General features: G+C 73.5%; 11 protein-coding genes. 6 read left to right on the top strand and 5 right to left on the bottom strand.

What is annotated here, in order from left to right:
* Nucleotides 1-33: 33 nt before the first annotated feature.
* Both ABTY59_RS24605 and ABTY59_RS24610 read left to right on the top strand, forming a co-directional pair.
* Complete coding sequence (locus tag ABTY59_RS24605; RefSeq protein ID WP_352021186.1) at nt 34-1,311, top strand: MFS transporter; 1,278 nt, start codon at nt 34-36, stop codon at nt 1,309-1,311.
* Nucleotides 1,308-2,318, top strand: coding sequence for a TolB family protein (locus ABTY59_RS24610; protein ID WP_352021187.1), 1,011 nt, complete (start codon nt 1,308-1,310; stop codon nt 2,316-2,318). Before ABTY59_RS24605 ends, ABTY59_RS24610 begins: the two co-directional genes overlap by 4 nt.
* Nucleotides 2,319-2,341: 23 nt before the next feature.
* Here ABTY59_RS24610 and ABTY59_RS24615 read toward each other — a convergent pair whose 3' ends face one another.
* The 5 genes from ABTY59_RS24615 to ABTY59_RS24635 form a co-directional block, all read right to left on the bottom strand.
* Nucleotides 2,342-3,550 carry a glycosyltransferase gene (locus ABTY59_RS24615; RefSeq protein ID WP_502995423.1) on the bottom strand — a complete coding sequence of 403 codons (1,209 nt, stop codon included), beginning with the start codon at nt 3,548-3,550 and terminating at the stop codon, nt 2,342-2,344.
* A gap of 168 nt (nt 3,551-3,718) precedes the next feature.
* The gene (locus ABTY59_RS24620) at nt 3,719-6,112 is read right to left on the bottom strand and encodes a glycoside hydrolase family 65 protein (RefSeq protein WP_352021189.1); all 2,394 of its coding nucleotides are present in this window, start codon (nt 6,110-6,112) and stop codon (nt 3,719-3,721) included.
* Nucleotides 6,109-6,900, bottom strand: coding sequence for an HAD family hydrolase (locus tag ABTY59_RS24625; protein ID WP_352021190.1), 792 nt, complete (start codon nt 6,898-6,900; stop codon nt 6,109-6,111). Before ABTY59_RS24625 ends, ABTY59_RS24620 begins: the two co-directional genes overlap by 4 nt.
* Nucleotides 6,900-7,979 carry a zinc-dependent alcohol dehydrogenase family protein gene (locus ABTY59_RS24630; protein WP_352021191.1) on the bottom strand — a complete coding sequence of 360 codons (1,080 nt, stop codon included), beginning with the start codon at nt 7,977-7,979 and terminating at the stop codon, nt 6,900-6,902. Before ABTY59_RS24630 ends, ABTY59_RS24625 begins: the two co-directional genes overlap by 1 nt.
* Before the next feature lie 182 nt (nt 7,980-8,161).
* Nucleotides 8,162-9,052 (bottom strand): universal stress protein, encoded by an 891-nt coding sequence (locus tag ABTY59_RS24635; RefSeq protein WP_352021192.1) that lies wholly within the window; start codon nt 9,050-9,052, stop codon nt 8,162-8,164.
* Between the two features lie 309 nt (nt 9,053-9,361).
* Here ABTY59_RS24635 and ABTY59_RS24640 point away from each other — a divergent pair, with 309 nt between their 5' ends.
* The 4 genes from ABTY59_RS24640 (at nt 9,362) to ABTY59_RS24655 (ending at nt 15,507) form a co-directional block, all read left to right on the top strand.
* Entirely contained in the window at nt 9,362-10,873 is a 1,512-nt protein-coding gene (locus tag ABTY59_RS24640) for an aldehyde dehydrogenase family protein (RefSeq protein WP_352021193.1), read from the top strand.
* Entirely contained in the window at nt 10,870-12,396 is a 1,527-nt protein-coding gene (locus ABTY59_RS24645) for a GMC family oxidoreductase (RefSeq protein WP_352021194.1), read from the top strand. The genes ABTY59_RS24640 and ABTY59_RS24645 overlap by 4 nt, the downstream gene beginning before the upstream one ends.
* The gene (locus ABTY59_RS24650; RefSeq protein WP_352021195.1) at nt 12,393-13,463 is read left to right on the top strand and encodes a quaternary amine ABC transporter ATP-binding protein; all 1,071 of its coding nucleotides are present in this window, start codon (nt 12,393-12,395) and stop codon (nt 13,461-13,463) included. The genes ABTY59_RS24645 and ABTY59_RS24650 overlap by 4 nt, the downstream gene beginning before the upstream one ends.
* Nucleotides 13,464-13,533: 70 nt before the next feature.
* Complete coding sequence (locus ABTY59_RS24655) at nt 13,534-15,507, top strand: ABC transporter permease subunit (RefSeq protein WP_352021196.1); 1,974 nt, start codon at nt 13,534-13,536, stop codon at nt 15,505-15,507.

Raw genomic sequence — 15,507 nt, forward strand, 5'->3', positions numbered from 1 at the left:
GTCCCCACCAGCGCCCCGGAGGTCGCAACTCCCGTGTATCTCTCCACGATCGGCAGTTCCCTGCCCCCGTCCGACACCACCCCCGGAGCGCAAGGGCCCGGCCGCCGGTGGAGGTTCGTCGGAGGCAATGTCCTGGCCCTCGGCACCGTCAGCCTGATCACCGACGTCTCCGCCGAGATGGTCACCGCCGTGCTGCCCCTCTATCTGGTCGTGGGGCTACAGCTCAGCCCGGCCGCCTACGGCGTCCTCGACGGACTCAACACCGGCGCCACGGCCCTGCTGCGCGTCGTCGGCGGCTACGTCGCCGACCGCGTCAACCGGCGCAAGGCGGTCGCAGGAGCCGGGTACGGCCTCTCGGCCCTCGCCAAGCTCGGTCTGGTGGCGGTGGGGAACTCGGTGACGTCCATCGGGCTCGTCCTGGCCGCCGACCGGACCGGCAAGGGACTGCGCACCGCACCCCGCGACGCCCTCATCACACTCTCCGTCCCCGAACACTCCCTGGGCCGGGCCTTCGGCGTGCACCGCGCCATGGACAGCCTGGGCGCGTTCGCCGGACCGCTCGTGGCCCTCGCCGTCCTCACCGCCGCCGGGCAGTCCTTCGACGCCGTCTTCGTCACCAGCTTCTCCCTCGCGGCCCTCGGCGTGCTGGTCCTGCTGCTCTTCGTACGGGACCACCGACAGGCCCGGCCGCCCGCCGGCACCGTCTCCCCGCGCGCCGTGGCGGGGCTGCTGCGCCCGGGCCCGCTCCGACGTCTGATCCTCGCGGCCTGCCTCCTGGGACTGGCCACGGTCGGGGACGGCTTCGTCTACCTCCTGCTCCAGCGCCGTGAGTCCCTCTCCCTCGGCTGGTTCCCCCTTCTCGCCGTCGGCACCAGCCTCTCCTACCTCCTCCTGGCCGCTCCCCTCGGTGCGCTGGCCGACAGAATCGGCCGAGTGCCCGTCCTGCTGGGCGGCTACGGCGTCCTGGCCGTCGTCTACCTCCTCCTGGACGGCCCCCTCGAAGGACCGGCACTCCTCGTCACGGTCCTCTTCCTCTACGGGCTCTTCCACGCCGCCACCGAGGGAACCCTGATGGCACTCGCGGGCCCCGTCCTGCCGGAACGGCTGCGGACCACCGGCATCGCCCTGATCCAGAGCGGACAGGCCCTCGCCTACCTCGGGTCGTCGGTGCTCTTCGGCCTGGCCTGGCAGACCTGGGGCACGGAGGCGGCGAGCCTCGGCGCCGCGATCGCCGTACTCGTCGCCGGCCTTGCCACCGCACTCCTCCTGACAGTCCGCCACAAGGGCGAAAGGACCTCCTCCCCCTCATGATCCTCACCCAGCGCACGAAGATCCTCGTCACGGCGGTGGCCGCGGCCCTCCTGGCCGCCCTCGCGGTCGCCACCGTCGTCACCGCCCGCCACGACGCGCGAGCCGACGCCGCCCGCTCCCCCGCCGCTCCGGCCGGCGCGGCTGCCGCCCACCTCGACGTCGGCCCGCCGGGCGGCCGGCTCCGGGTCCTGAGCAACGGACTGCTCTCCACCGTCCCGCTCGACGACCCCCACGGCCCCCGCACCGTCACCACCCGGCGCTGCGAACGCTCCTACACGGCCGGTGGCACCACCGCCTGCCTCACCCCGGCGACAGCCCTCACAGGACCGAGACTGCTGGTCCTCTCCGACGACCAGCGCGTCCGTCGCACCGTCCCGCTGACCGGTCTGCCCAACCGCACCCGGGTCAGCGCGGACGGACGCATGGTGGCCTGGACCCTGTTCGTGGGCGGCGACTCCTACGCCGGAGGCGGATTCTCCACCCGGACCGGCATCCTCGACACGCGCACCGGCCGGCTCGTCTCCTCCCTGGAGGAGTTCACCGTCTTCCGGCAGGGCCGCCGCCACCAGGCCGCCGACATCAACGTCTGGGGCGTCACCTTCGCCGACGACAACCGCTTCTACGCGACCGTCTCCAGCGCCGGGACCCGCTCCCTCGCCGTGGGGGACCTCACCGCGCGCACCCTGCGCACCCTGGCCGACAACGTGGAGTGCCCCTCGCTCTCCCCCGACCGCACCCGCGTCGCGTTCAAGCAGGCGATCGACGCGGACCCCGCCAAGGGCTGGCGGCTCACGGTCCTCGACCTCGCCACCCTGCGGCGCACCCCACTCGCGGAGACCCGGAGCGTCGACGACCAGGCGGCCTGGCTGGACGACGACAGCCTCGCGTACGCCCTCCAGCGCGACGACGGAACCGACGACATCTGGACGGTCCCCGCGGACGGGACCGGCACCCCGCGCGTCCTCGTGCCGGGCGCCGACTCCCCCGCCGTCCTGCCGAAGGCCTGACCGCCCGGTCGCGGTCCGCGCGGTCAGCCGGGCAGCCGGGCGAGCGCGGCGAGCACCGGCGCGACGCCGTCCTCCAGGGCGAGGCGGTCGGCCAGGGCCCGGGCCCGCAGACGGTGGGAGTCGTCCCTGGTGGCCCGGCGCAGCGCCTCGGCCAGGGTCCCGGAGCCGAGCCGGCGCAGGGGCACCGCCGTGGGCGCGGTGCCGAGTCCGGTCAGCCGGGACGCCCAGAACGCCGCGTCGAACTGGACCGGCACCGGGACGCTGGGCACTCCGGCCCGCAGGACGGCGCCGGTCGTGCCCGCTCCCGCGTGGTGGACGACGGCGGCCGTCCGGGGGAACAGCAGGGAGTGCGGGACCTCGTCGACCGTCAGGATGTCGTCACCGTCGGCGTCCAGCCCCGCCCAGCCCCGCTGGACGATCCCGCGCACGTTCGCCGCGCGCAGCGCGGTGACGATCGCGCGGCTCACCCGGTCGGGATCGGGGACGGTGGCGCTGCCCAGACCGACGAAGACCGGTCGGGGCCCCGCGGCGAGGAAGTCCTCCAGTTCGCGGGACAACCGCCCGGTCTCGTGCGGCCACCAGTAGCCGGACACCTCCAGGCCGGCGGGCCAGTCGCGGGGCCGGGGGACGACGAGTTCGCTGTAACCGTGCAGCACGGGCCGCGCCCGCCGCCCCCGGGGCGGCCGGGCCGCCACGATCCCGTGTCGCCGCAGGGACCGTACGGCGTCGGAGAACATCCACTCCACCGACGCCATGACGGCCCTTCCGCTGAGCCGGTTGCCCGTCGTGCCCAGCGACCGCGTCCCCAGAACGGGGGCGGGGAACTCCCCGGTCGGATGCAGCGGCTGGAGGTGCAGTCCCAGGGCGGGCACGGACAGCCCCTCGGCGAGGGCGTACCCGAGGGGTCCGAGCGCCCCGCCGACCAGCAGGACCTCCCCCTCGCGCGCCACCTCCACCAGGGCCTCCGTCATCGCGTCGACCGCTCGCCGGGCCATGGACGCGAGTCGTACGAGCTTCACCGCACCGGTTCTCGCGTCGTGGAGCCGCCGCCCCCGCGCGGAGTGCAACTCGGCGCGGGGATCGACCGGCAGCGGACGGAACCTCACCCCGGACCCCGCGACCAGGGGCTCGAACACCCCGTGGGCGGCCAACGTCACCTCGTGTCCGGCTCGTACCAGACCGGCACCCAGACCCGTGAACGGCGCGACGTCACCCCGTGACCCCGCCGTCATCATCACGATGCGCACGCCGCCAGTGTGCCGCACGGGACCGCGCGAAGGCGTGGGGCACGACACTCCGGGCCGTCCGGCCCACAGCGGATCGAGGCGGTTCGCGCCGAAGCGGCGCGGATCGACGGCGGCCCCGAGGGGTGTGCCGCTCGGGGGCGGGCGGCACACCCCTCACCCGAGCCGGAACCAGCGTTCCTCCCCGGGCGCGACGGTGCCGCGCCGCTCGTCCGGGAGCACGACGGTGAGCGGGCTCCGGGCCGACCGCGGCACACGGACGCCGAGCCGTCCGGGGAGCATCCGCAGACGTACGCCTCGATGTCCGGCCAGGCACACGGTGAAGGCGAACCGAGGGATCTGCCGCAGTTCCACGGGAGCGACACGCAATCCCTCCGGCCCGGCTTCCAGGCCGGTCAGGCCGCGTTCGACCAGGTCGACGGTGCCCGCCATCGCGCCGAGGTGGATGCCCTCGCCGGTCGTTCCGCCCTGGAGGTCGGCCACGTCACCGAGCAGGGCCTCCCGGCAGTGGTCCCATGCCTGGGGACCCTTCTGACGGGTCAGCACCCATCCGTGGACGAGGCTGCTGAGTGTCGATCCGTGGCTGGTGCGCCGCAGGTAGTACGCCACGGTCGTCCGCCACAGGTCGTCGTCCAGGGCGTACCCGAGCCGGGCGAAGAGGTCCCGCAGCTCCGCTGGTCGGAAGAGGTAGCCGAGCATGAGGGTGTCGGCCTGCTTCGACGCCTGGTAACGGTTGACCGTGTCGCCCTCGGCCTCCAGGATCCGGTCGAGTCTGCGGATGTCGCCGTACCGGTCGCGGTAGTGGCTCCAGTCCAGTTCGGCCAGATCCCCGTAGCCATCGAACTGGCTCACCACTCCCTGGTGGAAGGGCACGTACAGACGGCGCGAGACGTCCTCCCACCGGGAGAGTTCCTCGCGGTCGAGCGACAGCGTCCCGGTCAGTTCCTCGCGCCGGGCGTCGGGCAGTTCGCCCAGCAGCTCCAGACCGCGGGCGAGGACCCAGGCGGCGGTCGCGTTGGTGTACGCGTTGTCGTCGACGCCCGGGGTGGTGGCCCCCGGATAGGCGTCGTGGTATTCGTCCGGCCCGACCACCCCGCGGAGCCGGTAACGGCCGCGCTCGGCGTCGTACGTGGCCGCGCCGGCCCAGTGGCGGGCCACCTCCAACAGGATCTCCGCTCCCGCGGAGTTCAGGAACCCCCGGTCACCGGTGGCCCGCGCGTACCGCCACACGTTGATCGCGACGGCCGAGCTCACATGACGCTGGAGAGCGGAGTGATCGGGCACCCAGCGGCCCGATCGCGGGTTCAGGTGGAGCGACTGGCTCTCCTCCCGTCCCGAACTCGCGCTCTGCCACGGAAACACGGCCCCTCGTGCGCCGGCCGCGCGCGCGGCCGCACGGGCGGCGGGCAGTCGTCGGTGGCGGTACATGAGCAGCGCTCGCGCCACCTCGGGGAAGTGCAGGGTCACGTAGGGCAGCACGAAGAGCTCGTCCCAGAACACGTGGCCCCGGTAGGCCTCGCCGTGCAGCCCCCGTGCGGGGACGCCCACGTCGAGTTCCGCCGTGTGCGGGGAGAGCGTCTGCAGCAGATGGAAGAGATGCAGGCGCAGCACCCGCCCGGTCTCTCCGGGAACACTCAGCTCGCCCTGCTCCCAGAGTCCGTGCCAGGACGCCGTGTGGGTGGCGAGGAGTACGGGGAAGGCCTCCGCGTGCGTGGCGGCGTCGACGGCCTCCGTGACGGGATCGGCGGCCGGCCGGTCCAGGGAGGTGTGCAGGGCCAGGGTCTTCACCACGGTCGCGGAACGCCGGGGGCCGAGGGGCAGGCGGTACGTCTGGACGGTGCGGGGTCCCCTCGTGCCCTCCCGTGCGAGGTGGGCGGGCTCGGTCACGGTGCGTACGGCCATGGCGATCCGGATGCCCGACTCGACCGTCCGGCAGGAGAGCCGGGCGACCCCGCCGGGCTCGAATCCGGTCCGGTGCTCGGTGAGGTGGTTCCCGTCGAGGTCGCGGTAGCGCTCGACGCCGGCATTGGCGACGGCGCCGTCGAGGACGGACTCGACTTCGACGGCGCCGCTCCAGCCGTAGGCGCGGAACGTGGTGCGCTGGGCAGCGATCCGCGCGTCTCCCATGTGGACGATCCGGACGTGGGTCACGCGCAGACCGCGACCGCGCGCGTCCTGGAGGAACAGCCTGCGGGTGAGCACGCCGGCGCGGAGGTCGAGGCGGACCTCGTAGTGGCGCGGCGCGTCCGAGTCGGGGCTCAGCCATGCGCCGGGCGGGGCGTCGTCCGGGAGGCACCGGTACCGCAGCAGCGTCCAGTTCGGCAGGTTGACCAGGTCCTCGTTCTCGACCCGTTCGCCTGCGACGAGAGAGGTGAGCCTGTCGTAGCAGCCGGCCAGGTAGGTGCCCGGGTAGTGCACCGGGCCGGCGGGGCACTCGGGCGCGGAGCCGCGCGTGGCGAACCTTCCGTTGCCGAGCGTGCACAGCGCCTCGACCAGCCGCTCCCCTTCCGGCGCGTAGCCCTCGTGGATCCAGCTCCATCCGGCCGTCATGCGCGTCCTCCCCACACCCGCTCCACCAGGGCGACGAGGTCGGGGACCACCGTGTCGGCGCCCGCCTCCCGCAGACGTCGCGTGTGGCGCCCGTCCGGGGAGCGGTCGACTCCGGCGACGAGTCCGAAGCGTCCACCGCGCGCCGCCGTGACTCCGGCGAGCGCGTCCTCGACCACCGCGGTGTCCCGTGGGCGGAGGGCGAGGAGACCTGCCGCGTGGAGGAAGAGCGCGGGGTCCGGCTTCCCGGCGAGGGCCAGCCGGGCCGCGTCCTCGCCGTCCACGACGACGTCGAGGAACCGGTCGAGCCCGGCCGCGGCGAGCAGTGCCCTGGCGTGCCGGGAGGCGGACACGGCGCCGCACGGAACCCGGTCCGTGTGCAGGGCGGCGAGGGCCGGGGCGGCGTCGTCGAAGGCCACGACCCCCTCGGTGCGCAGGGCGTCCCGGAAGGCCTCCTCCTTGCGGGCCGCGACGGCCCAGACCGAGTCGCAGCCGGGTGGGTCGTCGGGCCGCCCCGGTGGGAGGCGCAGGCCGCGGGCCGTCAGGAACGCCTGTGCTCCGTCGTACCGGGACCTGCCGTCGACGAACCGGCGGTACTCGGCATCCGCGTCGAAGGGCTGCCGCGGACCACCGTGCCGCCGTCCTCCCCTCCCGGGCGCCGGTTCGCCGAGACAGGCGTCGAACGCGGTCTTCCACGCCGCCGCGTGCAGGCGGGCGGAGTCGAGCAGGACTCCGTCGGTGTCGAGGACGACACCCCGTGGGGGCTGTGAGCCCGGATTCCGGACGTCCATCAGCCCACCGGTGTCCCCGGGACGCCCAGGGCCGAGTGCTGCGGTCCGCCCAGCGCCACCTTGACGGCACCGGTCTCGGCCGCGCGGCCGAAGACCTCGTACGCCTTCTCCATCTCGCCCAGCTCGAAGCGGTGGGTGATCAGCTCCGCCGACGGAAGCCGCCCGGCCGCCAGCATGCGCAGCAGCATGGGCGTGGACGAGGTGTCCACGAGTCCGGTGATGATCGTGACGTCCTTGATCCACAGTTCTTCCAGGTGGAGGACCGCCGGCTTGCCGTGGACACCGATGTTGGCGACCCTGCCGCCGGGCCTGACCATCCGCGTGCACAGCTCGAAGGACTCCGGAACGCCCACCGCCTCGATCACGACGTCGGCGCCCAGGCCGTCCGTCAGGTCCGCGACGAGTTGTTCCGGGCCCTCGTCCGCGCTCACGGTGGCGTCCGCCCCGAGTTCGCGCGCCGCGGCCAGTCGCGAGGCGACGAGGTCGACGGCGACGACGCAGCCGGGGCTGTAGAGGCGTGCGGTCGCGACGGCGGCGAGGCCGATGGGTCCGGCGCCGACCACGACGACGGTGTCGCCCGGCCCCACGCGGCCGTTCAGGACACCGACCTCGTAGGAGGTGGGGAAGATGTCGGCGAGGAGGACGGCGTCGAAGCTGTCGACCGTGTTCGGAAGGGCGTGCACGGACAGGTCGGCGAACGGGACCCTGACGTACTCCGCCTGCGTGCCGTCGACGGTGTGTCCGAGGATCCAGCCGCCCCCGCCGCGGCACTGCCCGTAGCGGCCCTCGCGGCAGAACCGGCACCGGCCGCAGGCCGAGATGCAGGAGATCAGCACGCGGTCGCCGGGCCGGACGGAACGGACGTCGCCGCCGGTCTCGACCACGGTGCCCACCGCCTCGTGGCCGAGGACACGGCCGGGCTCCACTTCAGGAACGTCGCCCTTGACGATGTGCAGGTCGGTGCCGCAGATGGTCACGGCGTCGACGCGGACGATCGCGTCGGCGGCGTCCCTGATCCCGGGATCCGGGACGTCCTGCCAAACGGTACGGCCCGCTCCCTGGAACACGAGTGCCTTCATGGCTGCCGACCTCCTCCTGCCGTGGCCCCGGGACTCCCACGGGACCCGGTGTCAGGCTCGCCCGGCGGGGCCGCGGAGCGCATGGGCCGGTCGGGACCCATGCGGGCCCCCTAGGGCCTGTCTTTCGGATCATGCCGGGCTCGCGGGGCCTGATCCGAAAGACAGGCCCTCGGCCCCGTGCCTCAGGGTCCCGGCGGTGGGGGCGTGGCCTCCTCGGAGGGGACGACGGCGACCGGGCACGACGCGTGGTGCAGGGCGCGACGGGCGACCTTTCCCAGTTCCGCGCCGACGAGGCCGCCGCGTCGCCGGGCCCCGAGGACCAGCAGGTCCGCGGCGGCCGAGCGGTCGACGAGCACCTTGCGCGCCTGGCCTTCGACCGTGTCTCGCCGCAGCCGGACCCGGGAATGTGCCCGGCCCCCCGCTTCGAGGGCCTTGTCGAGCCAGGCGGTCGCGCCTTCCTCGGCATGGCGCTTCTCGTCGCCTCCGCGGCGCGGGTGGTCGGCCTCTCCGCGGCGCCAGGTACGGACGGCGTCGAGTTCGCAGTTCCGTGTGTCCGCCTCACGGAAGGCGAACCGTACGGCCGACGAGTCGGCGTCGTGGTCGCCGACGCCCAGCAGAACGCGCTCGTGGCGGGCGTCGAGGGCCTGTCGGTCGCCCCGGACGACCACGACCGGGCAACGGGACCTCGCCGGGACGAGGATGCCCACGGACCCGAGCAGGAGATCGGCGAACTCCCCTCGGCCCGAGGATCCCAGCACGAGGAGATCCGCCTCGTACCCGGCCTCCAGCAGCGCGGTCGACGCGTCCATGGCGATGATGTCCGTGGTGACGGTGAGCGAGGGAACACGGCGCCGGGCCCGTTCCGCCGCCGCGCCGGCGATGTTCTCCGCGAGGACCTGGCCGGAGGGCCGGTCCGCGCTGCCGTCCGGCACGGAGCCCTCGTACCGCTCCCACAGCGAGGCGTGCACGATCCGCAGCGGAACGCCGTGGCGTGCCGCCTCGTCGGCGGCCCATTCCGTCGCCACGAGACTCGCGTCGGAGCCGTCGACCCCCACCACCACGGGCGATTCCATGGTCCCCACCGCCTTCCGGGGATGTGAGGTGACAGCGGAGCCGGGGCGCTCGGCGTACGGACGCAACCGCCACGTCCCGCGTTCTCGACGCGTCCTTCCTCGCTTTCAGGAGAACACGTCGCAGGGTCGGCCGCCAGGTCGCTCGACGCTCCCACGCACCCCCTGAATGTCCGGTTCGCCCCCACCTGGAAGTGAAGCAGGTCACGCTCCGTAAGTCATTGCGCATGGATCGGAGGGGTCAGGGCAGGCGGCCGAATCACCGGGCGACCGGCAGGGGGACTCGGAGAACGGAAGGCCAGAAACACCGTGATGCCAGCACAGCAGACCATCCACGTGGGCGGAGAGTGGCGCGCAGCCCTGTCCGGAGCCACGCGCGAGATCATCGACCCCGCCGACGAGACCGCCTTCGCGGTCGTCGCCGAGGGCGGGATCCTGGACACGGACGACGCCGTGGCCGCGGCACGCGCGGCCTTCGACGACGGTTCCTGGCCCCGTACGCCGGTCGCCGAGCGCGCCGCCCTGTTGCGCCGGGTCGCCGACCTGCTGAAGCGCGACCGCGAGCGGATCGGCGCGCTGGAGAGCCAGGACGCGGGCAAGACGCTGGAGGAGGGCCGCGTCGACGTCGACTGCGTCCGCGACGCCTTCCTGTACTTCGCCGGCCTCGTCGCCGACGAGGAGGACGGCGGCGGGCGGATCGTCGACGCCGGATCGGACGAGATCCGCAGCGTCGTGGTGAACGAGCCCGTCGGGGTCTGCGCCCTGATCACGCCGTGGAACTACCCGTTGCTCCAGGCCAGCTGGAAGATCGCGCCCGCCCTCGCCGCCGGCAACACGTTCGTGATCAAGCCCAGCGAGATCACCCCGCTGAGCACCGTCGTCCTCGTCGAGCTGCTCCTGGAGGCCGGGCTGCCCCTCGGCGCGGCCAACATCGTCACCGGGCCCGGCGAGACGGTCGGCGCGCGGCTCGCCGAGCACCCCGACGTCGACCTCGTCTCGTTCACCGGCGGGCTCGTCAGCGGGACGAAGGTGGCGAAGGCGGCTGCCGACAGCGTGAAGAAGGTCGCCCTCGAACTGGGCGGCAAGAACCCCAACGTCGTCTTCGCCGACGCCTGTTCGACACCGGAGGGTTTCGACACCGCCGTCGACCAGGCGCTCAACGCCGCCTTCATCCACAGCGGCCAGGTCTGCTCCGCCGGCTCCCGCCTCATCGTCGAGGAGTCGGTGCGCGAGCGCTTCGTCGCCGAACTCGCCCGTCGCGCCGCGCACATCAGGCTGGGGCGCGGCACGGACCAGGGAGTGGAGTGCGGTCCTCTGGTCTCCGCGGCCCAGCTCGCGAGGACCCGGGAGTTCGTCGCCTCCGCCCTCGGCGAGGGCGCGGTGCTGAGGGCGGGCGGCGAGGAACCCGACGGGCCCGGCTACTTCTTCCGGCCCACGGTCCTGGACCGGTGTCACCGCGGCATGCGGGTCGTCCGCGAGGAGGTCTTCGGTCCCGTGCTCACCGTGGAGGCCTTCCGCACGGAAGCGGAGGCCGTCGCCCTCGCCAACGACACCGAGTACGGCCTCGCCGGAGCGGTGTGGACCTCGGACGGGGACCGCGCCCGCAGGGTCGCGGCCCGGCTGCGCCACGGCACGGTCTGGATCAACGACTTCCACCCGTACCTGCCGCAGGCGGAATGGGGCGGCTTCGGAAAGTCCGGCATCGGCCGTGAACTGGGCCCGAGCGGTCTCGCCGAGTACCGCGAGACCAAGCACATCTACCAGAACCTCGCTCCGCGCCCCGTGCGCTGGTTCGCGGGCGAGAAGCAGAAGGACCAGGCATGAACGACCAGCACGTGTACGACTACGTCGTCATCGGCGGCGGCACCGCCGGCTCGGTGATCGCCTCCCGGCTGACCGAGGACCCGGACGTCACCGTGGCCGTCATCGAGGGCGGCCCCAGCGACGTCGGCCGCGACGACGTCCTCACCCTGCGCCGCTGGATGGGACTGCTCGGCGGTGAGCTGGACTACGACTACCCCACCACCGAGCAGCCCCGGGGCAACTCGTACATCCGACACAGCCGCGCCCGCGTCCTCGGCGGCTGCTCCTCGCACAACACCCTCATCGCGTTCAAGCCCCTGCCCTCCGACTGGGACGAGTGGGCCGAGGCCGGTGCCGAGGGGTGGGACGCCGCCGCCATGGACCCCTACTTCGCCCGGCTGCGCAACAACATCGTGCCCGTCGACGAAGCCGACCGGAACGCGATCGCACGGGACTTCGTCGACGCCGCGCAGACCGCCCTCGGGGTGCCGCGCGTGGAGGGCTTCAACCGGGAGCCCTTCCACGAGGGCGTCGGCTTCTTCGACCTCTCCTACCACCCGGAGGACAACAAGCGGTCGTCCGCCTCCGTCGCCTACCTCCACCCGTTCCTGGACCGGCCGAACCTGCACATCGCCCTGGAGACCTGGGCGTTCCGGCTGGAGTTCGAGGGCACCCGCGCGACCGGCGCGCACCTCCGCACCAAGGAGGGCACGGAGCACGTCGTACGCGCCCGGCGCGAGATCCTGGTCTGCGCGGGTGCCGTGGACACCCCGCGTCTGCTGCTGCACTCCGGCGTCGGACCGCGCGCCGACCTGGAGAAGCTCGGCATACCCGTCGTGCACGACCTGCCGGGCGTCGGGGAGAACCTCCTCGACCATCCCGAGTCGGTCATCGTGTGGGAGACCCACGGCCCGATCCCGGAGAACTCGGCGATGGACTCCGACGCGGGCCTGTTCGTCCGCCGGGAGCCGACCTCCGAGGGGCCGGACCTGATGTTCCACTTCTACCAGATCCCCTTCACCGACAACCCCGAGCGCCTGGGCTACGAACGACCCGCGCACGGCGTCTCGATGACCCCGAACATCCCCAAGCCGCGCAGCCGCGGCCGGCTGTACCTGACGAGCGCCGACCCCGAGGACAAGCCCGCCCTCGACTTCCGGTACTTCACCGACGAGGACGACTACGACGGCAGGACCCTCGTCGACGGGATCCGCATCGCACGGCGGATCGCGGCGAGCGAACCCCTGGCCGGATGGCTGAAGCGCGAGGTGTGCCCGGGGCCCGAGATCACCTCGGACGAGGAACTCAGCGCCTACGCACGGCAGGTCGCGCACACCGTCTACCACCCCGCCGGCACCTGCCGGATGGGCGCCGTCGACGACGAACTCGCCGTCGTCGCACCCGACCTGAGGATCCGGGGGCTCGACGGCATCAGGATCGCCGACGCGTCCGTCTTCCCGACCATGACCGCCGTCAACCCCATGGTCGGGGTGCTCATGGTCGGCGAGAAATGTGCGGATCTGCTGGGAGGAAGCCGACGATGAACGACCTGACGCAGGACACCGCCGAGCCCGTCTTCTCCGTACGCGACCTGTGGAAGGTCTTCGGTCCGAAGGCCGACCGCGTGCCCGCCGAGAAGGAACTCGCCTCGCTCGACGCCACGGAACTGCGCGAGCGCACCGGCTGTACCGCCGCCGTGCGCGACGTCTCCTTCGACGTCCGCAAGGGCGAGGTCTTCGTCGTCATGGGCCTCTCGGGCTCGGGCAAGTCGACCCTCGTACGCTGTCTGACCAGGCTCGTCGAGCCGACCTCGGGCACGATCTCCATCGACGGCGAGGACGTGCTGTCCATGGATCCCGGCCGGCTCCGCGAGCTGCGCCGGCACCGGGCGGCGATGGTCTTCCAGCACTTCGGGCTGCTCCCGCACCGGACCGTGCTCGACAACGTCGCGTACGGCCTGGAGATCCAGGGCGTCGGCCGCGGGAAACGGCGCGAGCGGGCGGCGGAGTTCGTCGCCAAGGTCGGCCTCGGCGGCATGGAGCACCGCAGGCCGAGCCAGTTGTCCGGCGGCCAGCAGCAGCGGGTCGGGCTGGCCCGCGCGCTCGCCGTCGACCCCGAGGTCCTGCTGTTCGACGAGCCGTTCAGCGCGCTCGACCCGCTCATCCGCCGGGACATGCAGGAGGAGGTCGTCCGCCTGCACCGGGAGGAGGGCCGCACGATGGTCTTCATCACCCACGACCTGAGCGAGGCCCTGAAGCTCGGCGACCGCATCGCGCTGATGCGCGACGGCCGGATCGTGCAGCTCGGCACTCCGGAGGAGATCGTGGGCTCTCCCGCCGACGACTACGTCAGGGACTTCGTCCGGGACGTGCCGCGTGAGCAGGTGCTGACCGTCCGCTCGGCGATGCGTCCCGCGCTCGCCGGTGAGCACGAGGCCGGCCCCGCGCTCGCGCCGAGCGCCACCGTCCACGAGGCCATCGAGGCCGTCGCCCGTACGGGCGTCAACGCGCGGATCGTCGAGAACGGCCGCTGCCTCGGTGTGGTCGACCACGCGGGACTCCTCGGCGTCGTCGCCGGGGTCCCGGCCGCGACGGGGAAGGCGGCGGCCTGATGTACGCCCATACGACCTGGCCGCCGCCGGGCGGCACGACCGCCCCCGACGCCCTGGGGCGGTGCAGCCGATGACCGCCACCGTCACCCCCGCTCCTTCCCGCCCCACGACCGCATCCGACACCGCGCCCGGTGCGCTGCGCGCGCTCGCGCGCCACCGCGGCCGGCTGATCGCCGCCGGCGCGGCCGTCGCACTCGTCCTCGGAGCCGTACTCCTGGGCGGCGGAAGCTGGCCGGCGTCGCTCGCCGTCGATCTCTCCGGGCCGCTGGAACGCACCAGCGACTGGATCGTCGACAACCGTGACGGCCACCCGCTGTTCCTCTACTTCCTCGGGCACGTCAGCAACGTCGTGGTCATGTCCGTCCGCGCGGTGTACCTGCTGCTGCTCGCCCTCGGCTGGGCCGGCGTCACCGCCGCCGCCGGGCTGGTGGCCTGGCGGGTCGCGGGCCTCCGCCTCGCGCTGACCTCCGTCGCCGCCTTCGGCGCCTGCGGACTGCTCGGCATGTGGGTGCCCACCATGCAGACGCTCGCCCTCATGGTGGTCGCGGTCGCCGCGTCGGTGCTGCTCGGCGGTCTTCTCGGGCTCGCCGCCGGCCTGTCGTCCCGCATGCACCGGATCCTGCGTCCGGTCCTCGACACCATGCAGGTGCTGCCGGCCTTCGCGTATCTGCTGCCCGTCGTGCTCGTCTTCGGCATCGGCGTGCCCGCGGCCGTCCTCGCCACCGTCGTCTACGCCGCCCCGCCCATGGCCCGTCTCACCGCGCTCGGGCTGCGCGGCGCGGACGCCGGAGTCATGGAGGCGGCCAGGTCCCTCGGCGCCACCGGAACGCAACGGCTGCTGACCGCGCGGCTGCCCCTGGCGCGCAGGGAGCTCCTGCTCGGCGTCAACCAGTCGATCATGATGGCCCTCGGCATGGCCGTGATCGCGTCCGTCATCGGTGCGGGCGGCCTCGGCGACCGCGTGTACCAGGCGCTGGCATCCGTCGACGTCGGTGCCGCGCTCGCCGCCGGCGTGCCGGTCGTGCTGCTCGCCGTCGTCCTGGACCGCGTCACCGCCGCGGCGGGCGAACGGATCGGCGCACCCCCGGCCCCCCGCGCCGGGCTCCGCTGGGCCGTCGCCCTCGTGGTGACCGCCGTCGCCGCGATCGCGGGCCGTGCGTCCGACCGGCTCTCCTGGCCCGCCGCGTGGACGGTGGACGTCGCGGGGCCCGTGAACGCGGCCGTGGACTGGATGACCGCCCACCTCTACTCCGGCGTGCCCGTCGTCGGCGGTACCGCCGACTGGGCGGGGCGCTTCACCACCTGGATCCTCAACCCGCTGCGCGACGGGCTGCAGTGGCTGCCCTGGTGGGCGGTCCTCCTCGGCGTGGGCGCACTCGCCCTGCTCATCGGCACCTGGCGCACGGCGGTGACCGCCGTCCTCGCGATGACCGCGATCGGTGTGCTCGGGGTCTGGTCCCCGGCGCTCGACACGCTCTCGCAGATCCTCGCGGCGGTCGCCGTGACCCTGGTGCTCGGGGTCGCGCTCGGGGTGGCCGCGGCCCGGAGCCCGCGCCTGGGCCGCGCGCTCCGTCCGGTGCTCGACGTCTTCCAGACGCTGCCGCAGTTCGTGTACCTGATCCCCGTGGTCGCCCTGTTCGGGGTGGGCCGTGCCCCGGCGGTCGCGGCCGCCGTGGTCTACGCGCTTCCCGCGGTGGTACGGATCACGGCGCAGGGAGTCCGCGCCGTGGACCCGGCCGCCCTGGAGTCCTCGCGCTCGCTGGGCGCGACCGGCCGCCAGCAGCTGTTCCAGGTCCAGCTGCCGCTGGCGCGGCCCGCGCTGCTGCTCGCCGTCAACCAGGGCGTGGTGCTCGTCCTCGCCGTCGTCGTCATCGGCGGTCTCGTGGGCGGCGGCGCCCTCGGGTACGACGCGGTCTTCGGCCTCGCCCGCGGCGACCTGGCGACCGGTCTGGTCGCCGGTGCGGCGATCGTCTGCCTCGGCCTGACGCTGGACCGGGTCACCCAGCCCACGGAACGCCGCGCACCCATCGGAAAGGGGGCCTGA

Source organism: Streptomyces sp. NPDC096079 (genome assembly GCF_040303145.1).
GTDB lineage: Bacteria > Actinomycetota > Actinomycetes > Streptomycetales > Streptomycetaceae > Streptomyces.

Excerpts from the sequence above, each read along its gene's own strand:
- ABTY59_RS24610 (WP_352021187.1), top strand. The coding sequence starts at position 1,308 with ATGATCCTCACCCAGCGCACGAAGATCCTCGTCACGGCGGTGGCCGCG.
- ABTY59_RS24615 (WP_502995423.1), bottom strand. The coding sequence starts at position 3,550 with ATGACGGCGGGGTCACGGGGTGACGTCGCGCCGTTCACGGGTCTGGGT.
- ABTY59_RS24620 (WP_352021189.1), bottom strand. The coding sequence starts at position 6,112 with ATGACGGCCGGATGGAGCTGGATCCACGAGGGCTACGCGCCGGAAGGG.
- ABTY59_RS24625 (WP_352021190.1), bottom strand. The coding sequence starts at position 6,900 with ATGGACGTCCGGAATCCGGGCTCACAGCCCCCACGGGGTGTCGTCCTC.
- ABTY59_RS24630 (WP_352021191.1), bottom strand. The coding sequence starts at position 7,979 with ATGAAGGCACTCGTGTTCCAGGGAGCGGGCCGTACCGTTTGGCAGGAC.
- ABTY59_RS24635 (WP_352021192.1), bottom strand. The coding sequence starts at position 9,052 with ATGGAATCGCCCGTGGTGGTGGGGGTCGACGGCTCCGACGCGAGTCTC.
- ABTY59_RS24640 (WP_352021193.1), top strand. The coding sequence starts at position 9,362 with ATGCCAGCACAGCAGACCATCCACGTGGGCGGAGAGTGGCGCGCAGCC.
- ABTY59_RS24645 (WP_352021194.1), top strand. The coding sequence starts at position 10,870 with ATGAACGACCAGCACGTGTACGACTACGTCGTCATCGGCGGCGGCACC.
- ABTY59_RS24650 (WP_352021195.1), top strand. The coding sequence starts at position 12,393 with ATGAACGACCTGACGCAGGACACCGCCGAGCCCGTCTTCTCCGTACGC.
- ABTY59_RS24655 (WP_352021196.1), top strand. The coding sequence starts at position 13,534 with ATGACCGCCACCGTCACCCCCGCTCCTTCCCGCCCCACGACCGCATCC.